The sequence below is a fragment of the Streptomyces sp. NPDC001401 genome (genome assembly GCF_042895385.1).
In the GTDB taxonomy this organism is placed as follows: Bacteria; Actinomycetota; Actinomycetes; order Streptomycetales; family Streptomycetaceae; genus Streptomyces.
The window spans coordinates 325,009-339,723 of record NZ_JBIAWI010000005.1 but is presented as its reverse complement, the minus strand read 5'-3'; the positions used below and the strand labels follow the sequence as shown (position 1 = coordinate 339,723).

Sequence of the window (14,715 nt, the reverse complement as noted above, 5' to 3'; positions counted from 1 at the left end):
CGACGACGTAACCGGCCGTAGCCGCCTCGCGACACATCCGACATGTGAAGGCCCCGTCGGCGAGGCCGTTACCGGTCAGGACACCGCTGACGGCGCTGTCACCCCGAGGACGTCGAGCATCGCCCGGGTGGCCGGGCTGGGGTTGAAGCGGCTCCACACCAGATACTCGATCCGCCGCGGTCCGCCGGCCACCGGGACCAGCGCCAGTTCCGGGTCGCCGGCAGCCCGCGGCCGGATGAACGCCGACGGCAGCAGCGCGATGCCGAGCCCGCGCGCGATCAGCCGGGTGATCAGCTCCACGACACCGGCTTCGTACGCGACGTCGCGGGCCAGCCCCACGGCGGCGAACGCCTGATCCGACTGGGCCCGGGCAGGCGTCCCGCTCACGAAGTCCACGAACGTCTCCTCGGCGATCTCCCGCAGCGTGACCCGGGAAGCACCCGCCAGCCGGTGCCCGGCCGACACCACCAGCACATGCTCGTCGCGATCGAGAACAACGCTCTCCACCCCGGACGGCGGTTCGCCCTCCGGCACACCGAGAAAGGCAATGTCCAGCTCACCGTCCCGGACGGCCGCCGCCAGCTCATCACTGCGTCCGGACCGCAGGGCGACGCGGACGTCCGGATGCCGGGCGCGGTACCGCTGCAGCAGCTCGGGTACGTCGACGGCAGCCGTCGTCACGATCACGCCGACGGCGAGCCGGCCGCGTACCACACCGGTCGCGGCGGCGGCGTCGGCAGCCGCACGGTCGGCGGCGGCCAGACACTCGCGCGCACCGGCGACGAACGCCGCTCCCGCAGGGGTCAGTTCGACGCGGCGGCTGGACCGGGCGAACAGCTTGACCCCGAGCTCCCGTTCCAGACCGGCGATCCGATGACTCAGCGACGACTGCACCACGAAGCAACGCTCCGCGGCGCGGGTGAAGTTACGGGTTTCGGCGACGGCGACGACGTAACGCATCTGCTGGAGATCCACGCATCCATCGTCCTTGTTCATTGCTGCGATGAAAACCATGTGTTGGACTCATGACGAGGTCGGTCCTGAGACTTCATCACATGCAACCCTCGACCGAGCGGGCACCTGACCCGCCGCGGATCCCGTACGCCCAACCCGCCCCGTACACACAGCAGTTGACGACGGCCGCACTGACCGCACTCGCCCCCGCCGCCTGGGGCACCACGTACGTCGTCACCACGCAGCTGCTCCCGCCGGGGCATCCGCTGTTCGCCGGGATGCTGCGCGCCCTGCCCGGCGGGCTGCTCGCGCTGGCGATCACCCGGGTGCTCCCGCGCGGGGACTGGTGGTGGAAGGCCACCGTCCTCGGCGCACTCAACATCGGCGCCCTGTACCCCCTCCTGTTCGTCGCGGCCCAACGACTCCCCGGCGGTGTCGCCGCCACCCTCGGCGCCACCCAGCCACTGATGGTCGCCGGACTGGCCGTCGCACTGCTCCACGTCCGGCCGACGGCCTGGCGGCTGACCTGGGGCGTGCTCGGCGTGGCCGGCGTCGGACTCGTCGTACTGGGGCCACAGGCCCGGCTGGACACCGTCGGCATCCTCGCCGGCCTCGGCGGTACGGCCACCATGGCCACGGGGATCGTCCTCACCAAGCGCTGGGGCCTCCCCACGGGAGTCGGCCCCCTGACCCTCACCGGTTGGCAACTGACCGCGGGCGGCCTGCTGTTGCTCCCCCTCACCCTCGCGATCGAGGGAGCGCCGCCGCACATCGATGCCGGAGCCGTCGGCGGATACCTGTGGCTGGGCAGTGTGGGTGGGTTGGTGGCTTCCACGCTGTGGTTCCGCGGCATCGGAAAGCTGCCGGTCGGGGCGTCCGCACCGCTGGTGCTGCTGTCTCCGCTGGTCGCGGCCGTGATCGGCGCAGCGCTGGGGGAGTCACTGAGCCTGCCGCAGACCTTCGGCTTCGCGCTCGCCCTGGCCGCGTTGCTCACGGCGCAGCTCAATGCGCCGAAGGTGTGGGGCCGTGTGGGGCGGGGTGGGTCGGCAGAAGCCCAGTCCGAGAAAACCGAATTGCGCAGCGGCCCCGTGCACTGCGTACGAGAAGGACGGATCCGATGAAGACGGGCATGACGATCGCCGTACTGGGCGCCACCGGGATGGTCGGCAGCCGGGTGATCAACGAGGCCAGTGCGCGCGGACACCAGGTGACCGCCCTGTCTCGGAAACCCACGGATCGAAGTCCGGGGAACCCGAACGTGACGCCGCTCGCGGTCGACGCGAACGACCCGCACGCCGTACGCGAGGCGCTCGCAGGCTCCGCCTCCCACGGCGCCGCGGACGCCGTCGTCCTGACCGTGCGGACCACGCCGGTCGACGAGGACTTCCTGGTCGGCACCACCCGTACGGTGCTGGACATCGCCGCGCGGCTGGGGATCCGCGTCCTGGTGGTCGGCGGCGCCGGCGCCTTGCGCAGCCCCGGCGACCGCGGCCTGCTGGTGGCCGACGATCCGACGTACGTGCCCGCCGACATCAAGGCCGTCGCGGCCGCCGGAATCGCCCAACTCCGAACCTGCCAGTCCCATACCGATGCCGATTACGTGTACTTGAGCCCGCCGGCCCTGCTCGAACCCGGCGTACGAACCGGCCGCTATCGGCGGGGCACCGACACCCTGCTCATCAGCGCCGACGGCCGATCCTGGATCAGCGCCGAGGACCTGTCCGTCGCCGTGCTCGACGAACTCGAGACCCCTGGCCCCGACCGTCTCGTCACGGTCGTCCACCACGACGAACGCCCGTCGGCCTGAGCCGGTCAAGGGACAGGCTCACGCCGACGGGCGCAACCGTCCGGCCTCCACCCACGCAAACGGCCCCGGACGAGGAGTCCGAGGCCGAACAGAGCGCCGTCGCGCTTGGCCGGGCCCGGCGCCGGGCGTGTGGCTCGGCGCCGGGACCCGCGTGAGCTACTTGCCGAAGACGAGGGTGTTGTCACACCCCAGGTGTGAGCCGACGTTGGTGGTCTGCGGGCTGGATGAGACCTCGCCGTGGGGCCAGTTGGTCACGGAGGCGGTCTGGCCCTGGACGTCGGTGTTCTCGTCGGTCGTGCTGCATGTGGTGCTCTGGTTGACGACGAGCGTCTTGACCTCTCGGCCGTGGTGCTTGTGTCCGTGTCCGTGCCCGTGGTCGTGGGCGTAGGCGGTGCCGGCGCCGAGGAAGCCGACGGTGCCGAGGAGGACGGCTGCCATGACTGCCGTCTTGCGAGTCTTGCGCATGTCTTCTCCGAGCGTTGAAGCGGACGCATGGGCGATCCGCCACGTCATAAGGTGACGAGAGGTTAATTCGCAAATGCCCCATATCCGCTCGTCGGCACGCCGGATGGTCCGATCAACGAGCCCGGGCGCCGACTCGGCGGCCGGCTCGAATTCCCTGTCCGGCCAAGGCCTCACGAGCCCGAACACGCGCATAACCGCACCCCGCAGGACCACCCGTGTGGCCGCGCCGCGAGCGCGAGGCACCTTGGGCCATTCGGACCTGAAACAGGGGTGCCGAGGAAACTCCTGGGTGGGGTCGGTGAGTTCGCGTCACGAGGGCGTAGCTCGGCGACGTCAGGCGCCGCAAGCAACTCCGGGCCCAAGGCGCGGAGCCTGGGTGGCCGAACTCGACGGCGACTGCCTCATGGGTCGGCCGGCGGGGATGCGGCTGATCGTGCGCAAGGAACGCCCGCATCCAGGCGCCCAGTTGCGCTTCACCGATGCCGACGGGCTGTGATTGACCTGCTTCGCCACCGACACCAAGAACGTGCGTACCGCCGCACTCGAACTGCGCCACCGCCGGCGCCGAGGACCGCATCCGCGCCGCCCGCGCCCAGATCGCCCTCGACCTGCCGGCCTGGATGCCGATGCTCGCCCTGACCGGCAAGCCCCGGCTGTGGGAGCCCCGCCGGCTCCGCCTGCGGCCGTAGCCCGCCGGAGCCGTGGAACCCGGCGCCCACCCGACGCGACAGCCGGGCCCGCAGCTTGTCCATCACCAGCCCGACAAGCCGAAACGGCCCGCCAGTTGAACTGACGAGCCGTCACGAAATGCCGAAGCTAGTTGCCAGAGCGGTCAATGCCGCTTGCGCGCGAGCCACCAGGTGAATAGGGCGGCGGCCCCACTGCGCACTCGGAGGCGGACCACCCATCAGCCGGAATTGGACCCGTGGAACCACCGTCATGAGATACGACAACTAGAATCCAGGTCGGCTTCGACCTACTGGTCGGGAGAAGTCCTACGCGACGCCACTCTTCGACTTGCAGTACACCTCTCTGCCGGCATCGCCCTTCTGCAGGCACACCTTCACCGTGACCTTGGTTCCTTCAGGGAGGTTGTCGACCCCTTCCCTGCACTTCCCTATTCCCCCGTAAACATCGAACGAATAGGAGCCGCCTGCGTACGTCAATGTCAGACTTGGCCGAAGGCTGTCATCTGCAAAGTCGCAGCCCTCGAGCTTGTCTCCGTTGGGGTACCAGCAGGCCCGCCCGCCCACGGCCGGGTCCGTCGTGTAGGCGCAGACCGTATCCGCCGCGCTCGCCGGAGGAGCGCTGAAAAGCACGGATGCTACTGCGGCGGCGGCTCCTGCCGCAAGGACTCGTTGTATCACTGATTACCTTCCCCCTTTGCCGCAAGCTCTTACCTGCGGACATCACGACTAGATGCGTCCCGTTGGGTCTGGTGGTCTGCAGAACCCAACAACTCGCAAACGGATCAACCATGTTACCCATGGTTTAGGGCGTCACATTAGCCGGGGGGAGAAGATACCAACTGATCGAGGGCGGGGTGTCACGCCCTAAAATGTCCCTTAAGAAGCCGTTACCGTCGTCTATGCGCGACCAGAGGAAACGTGCGAGGAACACCACGATGGACGACGAACCGCTGAAGGACTGGGCGGAACGCCGTGACGCGAAGATCGGGCGACTTCGCGCCGTGCCTGTCGTGTCTGGCGGCGGGCCCAGGGCCGCGCATCTGAACCCGGAGGCGCCACGCGCCGTCGAGCGCTGGAACGGGCACATGTGGGAGCCGTACGGATTCGCCGCCAACCTGGCGGAGGCCAAAGCCGTCCTGTATCCGGAGGCCGGCGAGCCCTCGCCCTCAGGGCCGGTGCCGAAGCCGCTCGGCTCCGGCACCGGCAAGCACCGCAAACCGCAGGCGCCCAGGCCGGATGGTGGAGGTCGGGCGCGGAGGTGATCAGCGCCGCCGCGCCTGGGGAGGCTGCCGGCTCCGTTTCTCTGTCAACCGGGTCCCGAGGACAGCGCCGTGCCCCGCCCCGGCGCAGAGCCGGGACGGGGCACGGGGTGGACGGTCAAGGCCGTCGAGGCCGTCGAGGCCCGACTACAGCGCGCGCCAGTCCAGCGTCGTGCGCGCCAGTCGTGCCACGTCGTCCAACAGGGCCAGACGGGCCTCGCGGACCGCGGGCTCCGGGTCCATCACCAGGACCTCGTCGAAGAAGACGTTGATCGCGGCGACCAGCGGGGCCGAGACCTCGATCAACGCGGCGAGATCGTCCTCGCGGCCGTGCAGGGCCTGGCGGACGGCCTCGGCGCTCTCGGCGAGGCGCAGCTCGGCGGGCGCGGTCAGCAGGGACCGGTCCGCCGTGCCGGCGCCGCCTTCCGGGCCGTCTCCGGGGAGGATGCGCACCACCCGCTGGAACGCGGCAGCGAGCGCGTCGAACGCCTCGCTCCCGACGTGGCGCTCCAGAGTGGCCAGAGTGCGGTCGCCGTGCGCGGGACGATCCGCCCACACCAGTACGGCCTGCACGAGGCGGTGCTCGTGTCCCGCGTCCGTGAGCTGTTGCTCGTAGCGACGAGTGATCAGTTCCGCGGCCTCGGCGAGCCGCTCGGCGTGCACCTCGACGCCCTGGGCGGCATAGCGTTCGGCCGCCGCGCGCAGCCCGTCGCCCACCCGGACGCCGGCCAGCGCGGGCATGCTCCGCAGGACGTTGAGCAGGCCGATGGCGGCCCTGCGCACACCGTACGGATCGGAGCTTCCGGTCGGCACGGCGCCGATCACGAACATGCCCGTCACCAGGTCGAACCGGTCGGCGAGCGACAGCATGGCGCCCGCTTCGCCGGTGGGCAGGGCGCCGCCGGCGGAGCGCGGCAGCTCCATCTCGGCCAGGGCACGCGCGACCTCGGCGGACTCGCCGGCACGGCGCGCGTACTCCTCCGCCATCACGCCCGCCAACCCGGAGAACTCGACCACCATCTGCGATGCCAGGTCGAACTTCGCCAGCTCACCGGCGCGGCGCACCGTGGCGACCGCGTCCTCCGCGAGCCCGGCGCGTTCGGCCAGGCCGAGGGCGAGGGCGGCGATGCGGTCGGCGCGGTCGGCGACCGTGCCGAGCCGGTCCTCGAAGGTCAGCTTGTCCAGTCGGCTGCGGAACTCCTCGGGGGCCACCTTCAGATCGGCGCGCCAGAAGAAGGCGGCGTCCTCGTAACGGGCCCGCAGCACCGCCTCGTTGCCCGCCCGCACCACGTCGTCGTCGCAGGCGCCGTTGGCGAAGGTGACGAAGTGCGGCATGAGGCGGCCGTCGCCGTCCAGCACCGGCAGATAGCGCTGGTGCTTGCGCATCACGGTGGTCAGGACACTCGCGGGCAGCTCGAGGTAGCGCTCGTCGAAGGACCCTCGGACGGGGTGCGGGTACTCCACGATGTCGGTGATCTCGTCGATCAGTGCGGCCTCGCCGGCGACGTCGATACGTCCGCCGGCCTCGGTCGCGGAATCCAGGGCGCCGCGGACCACCGCGTCGTGCCGGGCCTGCCGGTCCAGCAGGATGCCGTGCATCTGGAGGAAGTTGGCGTAGGCGTCGGCGGTGGTCACCTGGACGACCGGCTCGGCGGCGGTGCGGTGAACCCGTGTGGTGGTGCCGGAGGCGAGCGCGGAGACGGCGACGGGCAGAGGGGTGCGGCCGAGCAGGGCGAGCAGCCAGCGGACGGGGCGGGAGAACGACAGGGTCGGGTCGTTCCACCGCATGTTGCGGGTGGAGCGCAGCCCGGACACGACCTCGGCCAGCAGTTCGCTGAGCACCTCGGCCGCCGCGCGGCCCGGCTCGTCGCGGGTGACCGCGACGTAGTCGACCCCGTTGACCTCGACGCTGTGCAGGGCCGCCGGGTCGACGCCCTGGCTGCGGGCGAAGCCCAGCAGGGCGGGGGTGGGCTCGCCGTCACGGTAGGCGGCGGCGACCTTGGGGCCGCGCACGGTCTTGGCGGTGTCCGGCTCCCGCGGCTCCACGCCCTCGACCGTGACCACGACGCGGCGCGGTGTGGCCCGTACGGTGATCGCGCCGTGTCCCAGCCGGGAGGCAGCCAGCTTGGCCGTGATCGACTCGCGCACTGCCTCGGTGGTGGCGGGAACGTCGGCGTAGGGCAGTTCCTCCACGCCGATCTCGAACAGCAGCGTCTCGGTGCCGGACACCGTGGGCAGCGGGTTCCGCGTGACCGGGGCCGGCGTCGGCGTCACCCCGAGCGGGTGCTCCAGGGCGGCGCGGCGCTGCGCCCACAGCTTGGCCGACTCGTGCGTGAGACCGCGCATCAGGGAGAACGCCTTGGCGCGCTCCGTGGTGCTGATCGCGCCCCGCGCGTCGAGCACGTTGAAGGTGTGGCTGCACTTGAGCACGTACTGGTACGCCGGTACGGGCAGCTCCAGGTCCAGCATGCGGCGCGCCTCGGCCGCGTACGACTCGAAGAGCCGCTGGTTGGTCTCGACGTCGGCGTCGTCGAGGTAGTAGCGGCTCATCTCGTACTCGTTCTGGCCGAACACCTCGCCGTAGGTGATGCCCGGCGCGTAGACGATGTCCTTGAAGTGGGACACGCCCTGGAGGTTCATCAGGATGCGCTCGAGGCCGTAGGTGATCTCGACCGACACGGGAGACAGCGTGACCCCGCCGACCTGCTGGAAGTAGGTGAACTGGGTGATCTCCATGCCGTCCAGCCAGACCTCCCAGCCCAGCCCCCAGGCGCCGAGCGCGGGGGAGGCCCAGTTGTCCTCCACGAACCGCACGTCGTGCGCGCCCAGGTCGACGCCGAGGGCCTCCAGGCTGCCCAGGTACAGCTCCTGCGGGTTGCCCGGGTCGGGCTTGAGGATCACCTGGAACTGCGTGTGGGTCTGGAGCCGGTTCGGGTTCTCGCCGTAGCGGGAGTCGTCCGGCCGTACGCTCGGCTCCACGTAGGCGACGCTCCACGGCTCGGGACCGATCACCCGCAGTGCCGTGGACGGGTTGGCCGTACCGGCCCCCACCTCCGTGTTCAACGGCTGCGTGATCATGCACCCGTTGCTGCTCCAGTACTTCTGCAGGGTGAGGATGGCATCCTGCATGGTCAGCGCCGTCTGGCCGTTCTTCATGGTGATCGAATCGCCTGTTTCCCGAGTTGGTTCGGCAAGGTGTTTGTGCGTGGGCGCCGTCCGGGCGCCGCCGCCTGGACCAAGGCCCTCAGGGATGCTCATGATGTCACAGGCCCAAATACCGCCGAGACGCAGTTCTTTGGCCGGCTCCGGCGCCCTGAACAGCCGGAATCCGGCCCCTCAGCGGACCCTTTCCCAGTCTGCCTGCAGCTTCGGCGCGATCTGCTCCGAGGGCAGCTCAGCGATGTCGTCGGCCGGCGGACTGGCATGCCGCCGCAGCCGCTCCTCGGCCGCCGCGACCGCGAGTGCGGCCGGGTTCCACACCTCGGCGGGGCCGGCGGTCCGTTCGCCGAGCAGTTTCAGCAGGGCCCGGTAGTTCTGGCCGCGCCCCCGGGCGATGGGGCGTACGGATTCCATGGCGAGAACCGTGGCCGAGGACAACGCGTCCAGGGCCATCAGATCGGTCACGCCGTGCGGCACGGCGGCCGCGGCCGGGCCGGCCAGCACGGGGTGGGCGATGCCTCTGGCCTGCATCAGGACCATGTTCACGCCGAAGGCGAGTTCCACGCCGATCGCACGACCGGCCTCCTCGATCACGATGATGTTGGCGACATCGGCCCACCCGCGGGCGCCCCGCAGGGCCAGATTGGCATTGCGTCCGGTGACGCCCGGCATGCCGAAGACGTGCCGGAACGCTCCGGGGCTGTCGGAGGGGGCCACGTCGAGGGCGGCCGCGATGCCGCACTCCCGCAGGTCGTGGTCGTCGGCCAGTACGTTGAGCCGTACGTCGTGTGCCGGGAAACCGAGCCTGTCGACGAGCAGTTCCCGGGCGAGCGCGGTGAGCCCCGGCGCGTCCCCGGCGGGCCCGAGCGCACCGAAGGACATGAAGGAGCAGCCGAAGGGGGACATTTCGCCGGTCCGCCTGATGTGCTCGAGGTTGCGCAGGCGCAGCGCCGGCTGAACCAGGAAGGCACGCTCGCGCACCCCACCGTCGAGCAGCGGCTTCAGCACGCTGATCGTGGAGTTGGTGTAGCGCACGGACGGATCGTGCCGGGACACCACCGGCCGCCGCCGGTGTTCCTCGTAGCCGGCGGCGACGCACGCGCCGCGGAATGCCTCCAGTACGGAGATCGCGGCGTCGGAAACCGTCTCGACGGCCGAGCGGTCGTCCTCGGCCCGCGGGACGATCGGCCCCGGCAGGGTCGGGCGGCTCACCATCCGGCACCGTCCGAGGAGCGGGGCGCGACGGCCGCGCCGTCGAGGGAGAGCGTCGCGCCGTCCAGTGTGGCCCGCACGCCCAGGGGCAGGGTCGTCATGGGGCTGGTGTGTCCGCACGGGAAGCCGATGACGACGGGGAAGTCGTGCCCGTACAGCGAATCGGTGATCGCATGGCCCAGGTCCTCGATCTGGTCCTCGCGGAAGGGCCAGCCGAACACGATCCCACGCGCCCCCTCGAACATGCCGGCGAGGTTCATCGACAGGAGGTCCTCGGCCGCGTTCACCATGGAGTACGGCAGCTGAGGCGTCTCCAACAGCACCACGCAGTCGGTGAAATCGGGCTGCCACGGCGTGCCGATCAGGCGCCGCAGCACCGGCAGACAGCCACCGGCAAGGGTTCCCTCGACCCGTCCGGGGCGCAGGACCTCGGGCGTCGGTACGGGCTCGGCGCGCCGGGCCTGGCCGGGGGCGCCCCAGTCCGCGCCCTCCGTGACGATGCGCTCCGGCCTCGGCACCGGTCCGGCGGGCTGCGGTGAGCCGGTCACCTTCAGGAAGTGCTCCGCCGTCTCCCGCAGGGGGGCCGGGTACTCGGCCCATTCCGCCATGACCGAGGGGCCGTAGAAGGTGACCAGACCGGTCTCGGCGCGGATCGCCGTGTGGAGCGTGGTGATGTCCGAGTAGCCGCAGAAGACCTTGGGGTGCGCGGCGATGAGCCCGTAGTCGAGTTCCGGGAGCAGTCGCGCGCTGAGGCTGCCGCCGATGGCGCACAGCACCGCGCGGACCTCGTCGTCCTTGAACGCCTCGTGCAGGTCCGCGACCCGCTCGTCGACCGTCCCCGCGGTCCACCGGCCGGTCGCGCGGGCGTTCGTGGCGAGCCGGGGCCGCAGGCCGGCGTCCCGCAACGCCTGAAGCCCGCGCTCCAGACGCTCGGGGTAGCGGCCGGCCGCGTCCGAGGCAGGGGCGACAATGGCGACCACATCACCGGGCGCCAGAGCGGGTGGCAATACCGGAGCGGCTGTTGAGGATTGCCGCGATTCGGCAGATGTCATGAGCGGGTGTGGCTCCTCGTCAAGAGTCAAATAAATTACGTGTCCTGAAGCCCCGTTTCTTCGCACGGGACCGTCTATTGCCTATTTCGGCGGGTCCCGGAGGGGGTTCGTGACGAAGCCGTGCTTCGCCGAAATCGTCCACGACCTTAGATATCCGAACGTCGTACGAGCAACGTCCGATGTTGGTGAGTCAGGTCACATGCCCCGTGTTTAGCAGCCACGTTGTCGGGCCGGAGCATGCCAGACAGCAAGCTGCCAGCTCGAACCCTTGGTGCCCCGGCAATCTGCACGTAACTTTCTGGCGAGGGGGGATTCGGCCAGCCGTTTCCGCTCTCGGTGACGAATGAAGAAACACCCAGGGGGATCCACAATGAAGTTCCTTATGCGCGCCACCGCTGCCCTTTCGGTCATCGTGGCAGTTCTGGCATTGGCTTCCGCGGCAGTGAACGCTCATGAGGCGGACGCGTCGCGCGTGGCTGCGGACCATATTTCTTCGTTGAGCCTCAACTGGGACTGACTTCTTTCCCGCGCCGCGTACTCGCCGCGCGAGGGGCAACGATTCGAGGCATTGGGCCGAAAGAGGCCGGAAAGACAGGACAGCGAGGTATGAGCGAAACACATCTCTTGGTGTACTCGTGGAACGCGTTCACCTTGGAGGCACTGCTGGACCGCGGTGCCCGTCTGACGCTGGTCTTCGACGCGTGGGAAGCGACCCACCGGACGATCGACCCCGAGCTGCTGGCCCGGGCGGACCGCCACTACGTGATCACCAGCTATGACGCACTCAACGAGGTCGCACAGCTCGCCGTCGAACTCCGCGCCACCGGCGTGAAGATCGACCGGGTCCTCAGCCTGTCGGAGTTCAGCCAGTTCAGCGCCGCCTACATGGCCGGCCTGCTCGGTCTCGGACAGCCCTCGATCGAGAAGTCCGTGCTCATGCGCGACAAGCGGGCCATGAAGGAGCGTGCGGCGGGCGCCGGCATCGCCTGCGCCCGCTACGAGTCGCTCGCCACCACCGACATCGAGGGATCCGTACGTCGCGTCGAAGAGCGGCTCGGCTTCCCCGTCGTCGTCAAGCCCGCCGCCGGCCTGGGCTCGGTGGCCACCTCCGCGGTGCACAGCGCCGAGGAGCTCACCGCTGTCCTGCGCACCGCTGCGAGCGGCACCGAGGACACCGGTGTCACGCACTTCCTGATCGCCGAGGAGCCGATCGACGGCGACGAGTACCACGTCGACGCCGTCTGGGAGAACGGCATCGCGCAGGTCCTGGGCGTCAGCCGCTATCTGAAGCCGCGCATGCTGGTGGACACCCCGGGCCGCGAGAACGGCTCGATTCTCCTGCCCCGCGACCGCGAGAGCGAGCTCTACGCCGAGGTCGAGGAACTGCACGCCCGCATCAACGCCGCGTTCGACATCACGGACGACATCACCCACCTGGAGATCTTCCGGCGCGCCGACGGCCGCCTGTGGTTCTCCGAGATGGCCACCCGGTTCGCCGGCGGCGCCATCCCCGAGAGCTTCAAGCCCTACGGCGCCGACCTGCGCGAGCTGTGGATCGACGCCGTCGTGAAGTCGGACCGGCAGCCGCTGGAGCTGAAGGCTCCCGAGTATCCGTACGTCGGCTGGATCAACCTGGCCCCGGCCTCCGCCGGTGTCATCACCCAGGAACCCTCCGACGAGCAGATCGCGGCCTTCCCCTACGTCCTGGACATCATCCGCTCCCGCGCGGTCGGCTTCGACATCGAGGAACTGCACCCGTCGGTGTGGTGTCTGATGCTCGTCATCAGCGCCGAGAGCGAGGAACAGTTCCGGCAGCGGGCCGCCGAGCTGGAGGCCGCGCTGCTTCCCTCGTACGCGACGGCCCCGGCTTCGTGAGCACGGTCGTCAACACTTCCGAGGCGCCCACCGGACTGGGTTTCGGGGCTCGCTTCACCGCCAGCATGGTGCTGTCGCGGTGGACCCCCGGCGACGGCTGGTCGGCGCTCGAAGTGGTCCCGCACCGGCCGCTGGAGCTGTCCCCCGCGGCCATGGCCCTGCATTACGGACAGGCCATCTTCGAGGGATTGAAGGCGTTCCCTCGCGCAGACGGTTCGCTCGCGCTGTTCCGGCCGCACGCCAACGCCGAGCGCTTCAACCACAGCGCCGAGCGCCTCGCCATGCCCGCCCTGCCCGTCGAGACGTTCGTCGACGCGTGTGCGCGGCTGGTGCGCGCCGACGCCTCCGAAGTGCCGACGGGCCCCGGGCAGAGCCTCTACCTCAGGCCCTTCATGATCGCGGTGGAGCCGAGCCTGGGCGTCCGACCGGCACAGGAGTACCTGTTCGCCGTGATCGGCTCACCGGTCGACCACTTCTTCGCGGACGGCTTCGAGGCCATCGACGTCTGGTGCCCGTCCGACCAGATCCGTGCGGCTCCCGGGGGCACCGGCGCGGCCAAGTGCGCCGGCAACTACGCCGGCGGCCTGGCCGCCAAGTCCCTCGCCGTCGCCCAGGGTTGCCATGAGGTCCTGTGGCTCGACGCCCGCGAGCACCGCTTCGTGGAGGAACTCGGCGCCATGAACTTCTTCGGCGTCACCCGAGAGCCGTCGGGTGCGCCGCTCCTGGTGACCCCGCCCCTGTCGGGAACGATCCTGGCCGGCAACACCAGGAACACCCTGATCCAGATCGCCGCCGACCTGGGCGTCCGGACCGAGCAACGGCACGTCGACATCGCCGAGTTGACGACGGGCGACGTCCGTTTCGTCGAGGCCTTCGCCTGCGGCACCGCGGCCTCCGTGGTGCCCATCGGCAGCGTGACCACGGCCGACGGCCGGTATGTCCTGGGCGACGGCCGTCCGGGAGAGCTCAGCACCCGGCTCCGCGAGGAGCTGGCCGCCATCCAGTACGGAGAGCGCCCCGACGCCCGGAACTGGATCCACACCGTCTGACCCCGGCCGTAGGGCCGTCCGTGCTGCATCGCACACCTTCCATCACCATCCCTAGGGGGAATCACTGTGGCCACGCCCACGTACACGCACGGCGGATGGCGTCCTTCCGAGGACCGCTTCCTCGAGATCATCGACCAGCCGCTGTTCCGCACACTGGTGGACCTCCAGGACCTCGTGACGCTCGAGACCGCCCTCTTCTGGAGCGAGCGGGGCGTCAAGTCCGTCCACCTGCCGATCACCACGAACAGCATCTCCAGCCCGATGGGCCTGGGCAGCGACTCGCTCCCGGTCGAGATCGACCTGTTCGGCCAGCGCACGTTCCTCGCCGACTCGATGCAGTTCATGCTGGAGTACGGCTGCCGCCTCAGCCCGCAGGGCAGCTGGTACCTGATGCCGAGCTTCCGCGGTGAGGACTGCGACGAGTCGCACCTCAACCAGTTCTTCCACAGCGAGGCCGAGCTTCCGGGCGGCCTCGACGCGTGCATCGAGACCGTCAACGCGTACATGCGCCGACTGGCCCAGGCCGTCCTGGACCGCCACGCCGACGACGTACGGGCCATCGCGGGCACCACCGAGCACCTGGAGCGCATGGCCGCGCTGGAGTCCTTCCCCCGCATGACCTTCGAGGAGGCCGTCGCCCACCTCGGCGACGACCCGGACGCGGTCGAGTACCACGAGGGCTGGCGCACCATCAGCCGGCACGGCGAGCGCCGGCTCATGGAGGAGATCAGCCCGATCCTCTGGGTCACCCACTACGACCACCTGTCGGTGCCCTTCTACCAGGCGTACGGCGACGAGGAGGGCCGCACGGCTCTCAACGGCGACCTGCTCTTCGGCATCGGCGAGACCGTCGGCTGCGGCGAGCGCCACGTCGACGGCGCACAGGCCCGCAAGGCCCTGGCCCACCACGAGGTCCCCGAGGAGGCCTACGCCTGGTACGTGCGGATGAAGGACGAGTATCCGCAGCACACCTCCGGCTTCGGCCTGGGCATCGAGCGCTGGCTGATGTGGGTGCTGAACCACAAGGACATCCGTGAGCTCCAGCTCGCGCCGCGCCTGAACGGTGTCAGCGTCACGCCGTAACCCGCACGGCCCGCTCACCGGACCCCCGGTCGCACTCGGCGGACCCCGGACCCCGGTCGTGGACCGGGGTCCGGCCTCCGGGCCCGAACCATGCCCTTCGGTGAGCAGCGC

11 protein-coding genes and 1 pseudogene are annotated in these 14,715 nt (G+C 70.1%); 7 read left to right on the top strand and 5 right to left on the bottom strand.

Annotated elements, in window-relative coordinates; genetic code table 11:
• Positions 1 to 75: 75 nt before the first annotated feature.
• Positions 76 to 975 (bottom strand): LysR family transcriptional regulator, encoded by a 900-nt coding sequence (locus tag ACFY10_RS19960; RefSeq protein ID WP_390666740.1) that lies wholly within the window; start codon positions 973 to 975, stop codon positions 76 to 78.
• A gap of 80 nt (positions 976 to 1,055) precedes the next feature.
• Here ACFY10_RS19960 and ACFY10_RS19955 point away from each other — a divergent pair, with 80 nt between their 5' ends.
• Positions 1,056 to 2,075 (top strand): EamA family transporter, encoded by a 1,020-nt coding sequence (locus ACFY10_RS19955; protein ID WP_390666465.1) that lies wholly within the window; start codon positions 1,056 to 1,058, stop codon positions 2,073 to 2,075.
• The gene (locus tag ACFY10_RS19950) at positions 2,072 to 2,761 is read left to right on the top strand and encodes an NAD(P)-dependent oxidoreductase (RefSeq protein ID WP_390666464.1); all 690 of its coding nucleotides are present in this window, start codon (positions 2,072 to 2,074) and stop codon (positions 2,759 to 2,761) included. The genes ACFY10_RS19955 and ACFY10_RS19950 overlap by 4 nt, the downstream gene beginning before the upstream one ends.
• A gap of 156 nt (positions 2,762 to 2,917) precedes the next feature.
• Here the strand turns inward: ACFY10_RS19950 and ACFY10_RS19945 are convergent, their stop codons facing one another.
• Positions 2,918 to 3,226: a hypothetical protein gene (locus tag ACFY10_RS19945; protein ID WP_390666463.1), complete on the bottom strand. Its 309-nt coding sequence runs from the start codon at positions 3,224 to 3,226 to the stop codon at positions 2,918 to 2,920.
• 358 nt (positions 3,227 to 3,584) lie between these two features.
• Here ACFY10_RS19945 and ACFY10_RS19940 point away from each other — a divergent pair.
• A pseudogene (locus ACFY10_RS19940) lies at positions 3,585 to 3,909 on the top strand (IS1380 family transposase); the annotation flags it as partial.
• Between the two features lie 941 nt (positions 3,910 to 4,850).
• Positions 4,851 to 5,177, top strand: coding sequence for a DUF6087 family protein (locus ACFY10_RS19935; RefSeq protein WP_390666462.1), 327 nt, complete (start codon positions 4,851 to 4,853; stop codon positions 5,175 to 5,177).
• A gap of 144 nt (positions 5,178 to 5,321) precedes the next feature.
• Here the strand turns inward: ACFY10_RS19935 and ACFY10_RS19930 are convergent, their stop codons facing one another.
• From ACFY10_RS19930 to ACFY10_RS19920, 3 genes are all read right to left on the bottom strand, one after another.
• Complete coding sequence (locus ACFY10_RS19930; protein ID WP_390666461.1) at positions 5,322 to 8,330, bottom strand: glycine--tRNA ligase; 3,009 nt, start codon at positions 8,328 to 8,330, stop codon at positions 5,322 to 5,324.
• Positions 8,331 to 8,510: 180 nt separating this feature from the next.
• Positions 8,511 to 9,548, bottom strand: coding sequence for a hypothetical protein (locus ACFY10_RS19925; protein ID WP_390666460.1), 1,038 nt, complete (start codon positions 9,546 to 9,548; stop codon positions 8,511 to 8,513).
• A complete protein-coding gene (locus ACFY10_RS19920) occupies positions 9,542 to 10,597 on the bottom strand; it encodes an LD-carboxypeptidase (RefSeq protein WP_390666459.1) in 1,056 nt (351 codons plus the stop codon). Before ACFY10_RS19920 ends, ACFY10_RS19925 begins: the two co-directional genes overlap by 7 nt.
• Before the next feature lie 606 nt (positions 10,598 to 11,203).
• Here ACFY10_RS19920 and ACFY10_RS19915 point away from each other — a divergent pair.
• The 3 genes from ACFY10_RS19915 to ACFY10_RS19905 all read left to right on the top strand — a co-directional run bounded on the left by ACFY10_RS19915 (position 11,204) and on the right by ACFY10_RS19905 (position 14,604).
• Positions 11,204 to 12,472, top strand: coding sequence for an acetyl-CoA carboxylase biotin carboxylase subunit family protein (locus ACFY10_RS19915; RefSeq protein ID WP_390666458.1), 1,269 nt, complete (start codon positions 11,204 to 11,206; stop codon positions 12,470 to 12,472).
• Entirely contained in the window at positions 12,469 to 13,521 is a 1,053-nt protein-coding gene (locus tag ACFY10_RS19910; protein ID WP_390666457.1) for a branched-chain amino acid aminotransferase, read from the top strand. The genes ACFY10_RS19915 and ACFY10_RS19910 overlap by 4 nt, the downstream gene beginning before the upstream one ends.
• A 66-nt stretch (positions 13,522 to 13,587) precedes the next feature.
• Complete coding sequence (locus ACFY10_RS19905; RefSeq protein WP_390666456.1) at positions 13,588 to 14,604, top strand: amino acid--tRNA ligase-related protein; 1,017 nt, start codon at positions 13,588 to 13,590, stop codon at positions 14,602 to 14,604.
• The last annotated feature ends 111 nt before the right edge of the window (positions 14,605 to 14,715 follow it).

Bases quoted from the DNA above. Each gene is read 5' to 3' on its own strand.
- ACFY10_RS19950 (WP_390666464.1), top strand. From the start codon at position 2,072: ATGAAGACGGGCATGACGATCGCCGTACTGGGCGCCACCGGGATGGTC.
- ACFY10_RS19945 (WP_390666463.1), bottom strand. From the start codon at position 3,226: ATGCGCAAGACTCGCAAGACGGCAGTCATGGCAGCCGTCCTCCTCGGC.
- ACFY10_RS19915 (WP_390666458.1), top strand. From the start codon at position 11,204: ATGAGCGAAACACATCTCTTGGTGTACTCGTGGAACGCGTTCACCTTG.
- ACFY10_RS19925 (WP_390666460.1), bottom strand. From the start codon at position 9,548: ATGGTGAGCCGCCCGACCCTGCCGGGGCCGATCGTCCCGCGGGCCGAG.
- ACFY10_RS19920 (WP_390666459.1), bottom strand. From the start codon at position 10,597: ATGACATCTGCCGAATCGCGGCAATCCTCAACAGCCGCTCCGGTATTG.
- ACFY10_RS19935 (WP_390666462.1), top strand. From the start codon at position 4,851: ATGGACGACGAACCGCTGAAGGACTGGGCGGAACGCCGTGACGCGAAG.
- ACFY10_RS19930 (WP_390666461.1), bottom strand. From the start codon at position 8,330: ATGAAGAACGGCCAGACGGCGCTGACCATGCAGGATGCCATCCTCACC.
- ACFY10_RS19955 (WP_390666465.1), top strand. From the start codon at position 1,056: ATGCAACCCTCGACCGAGCGGGCACCTGACCCGCCGCGGATCCCGTAC.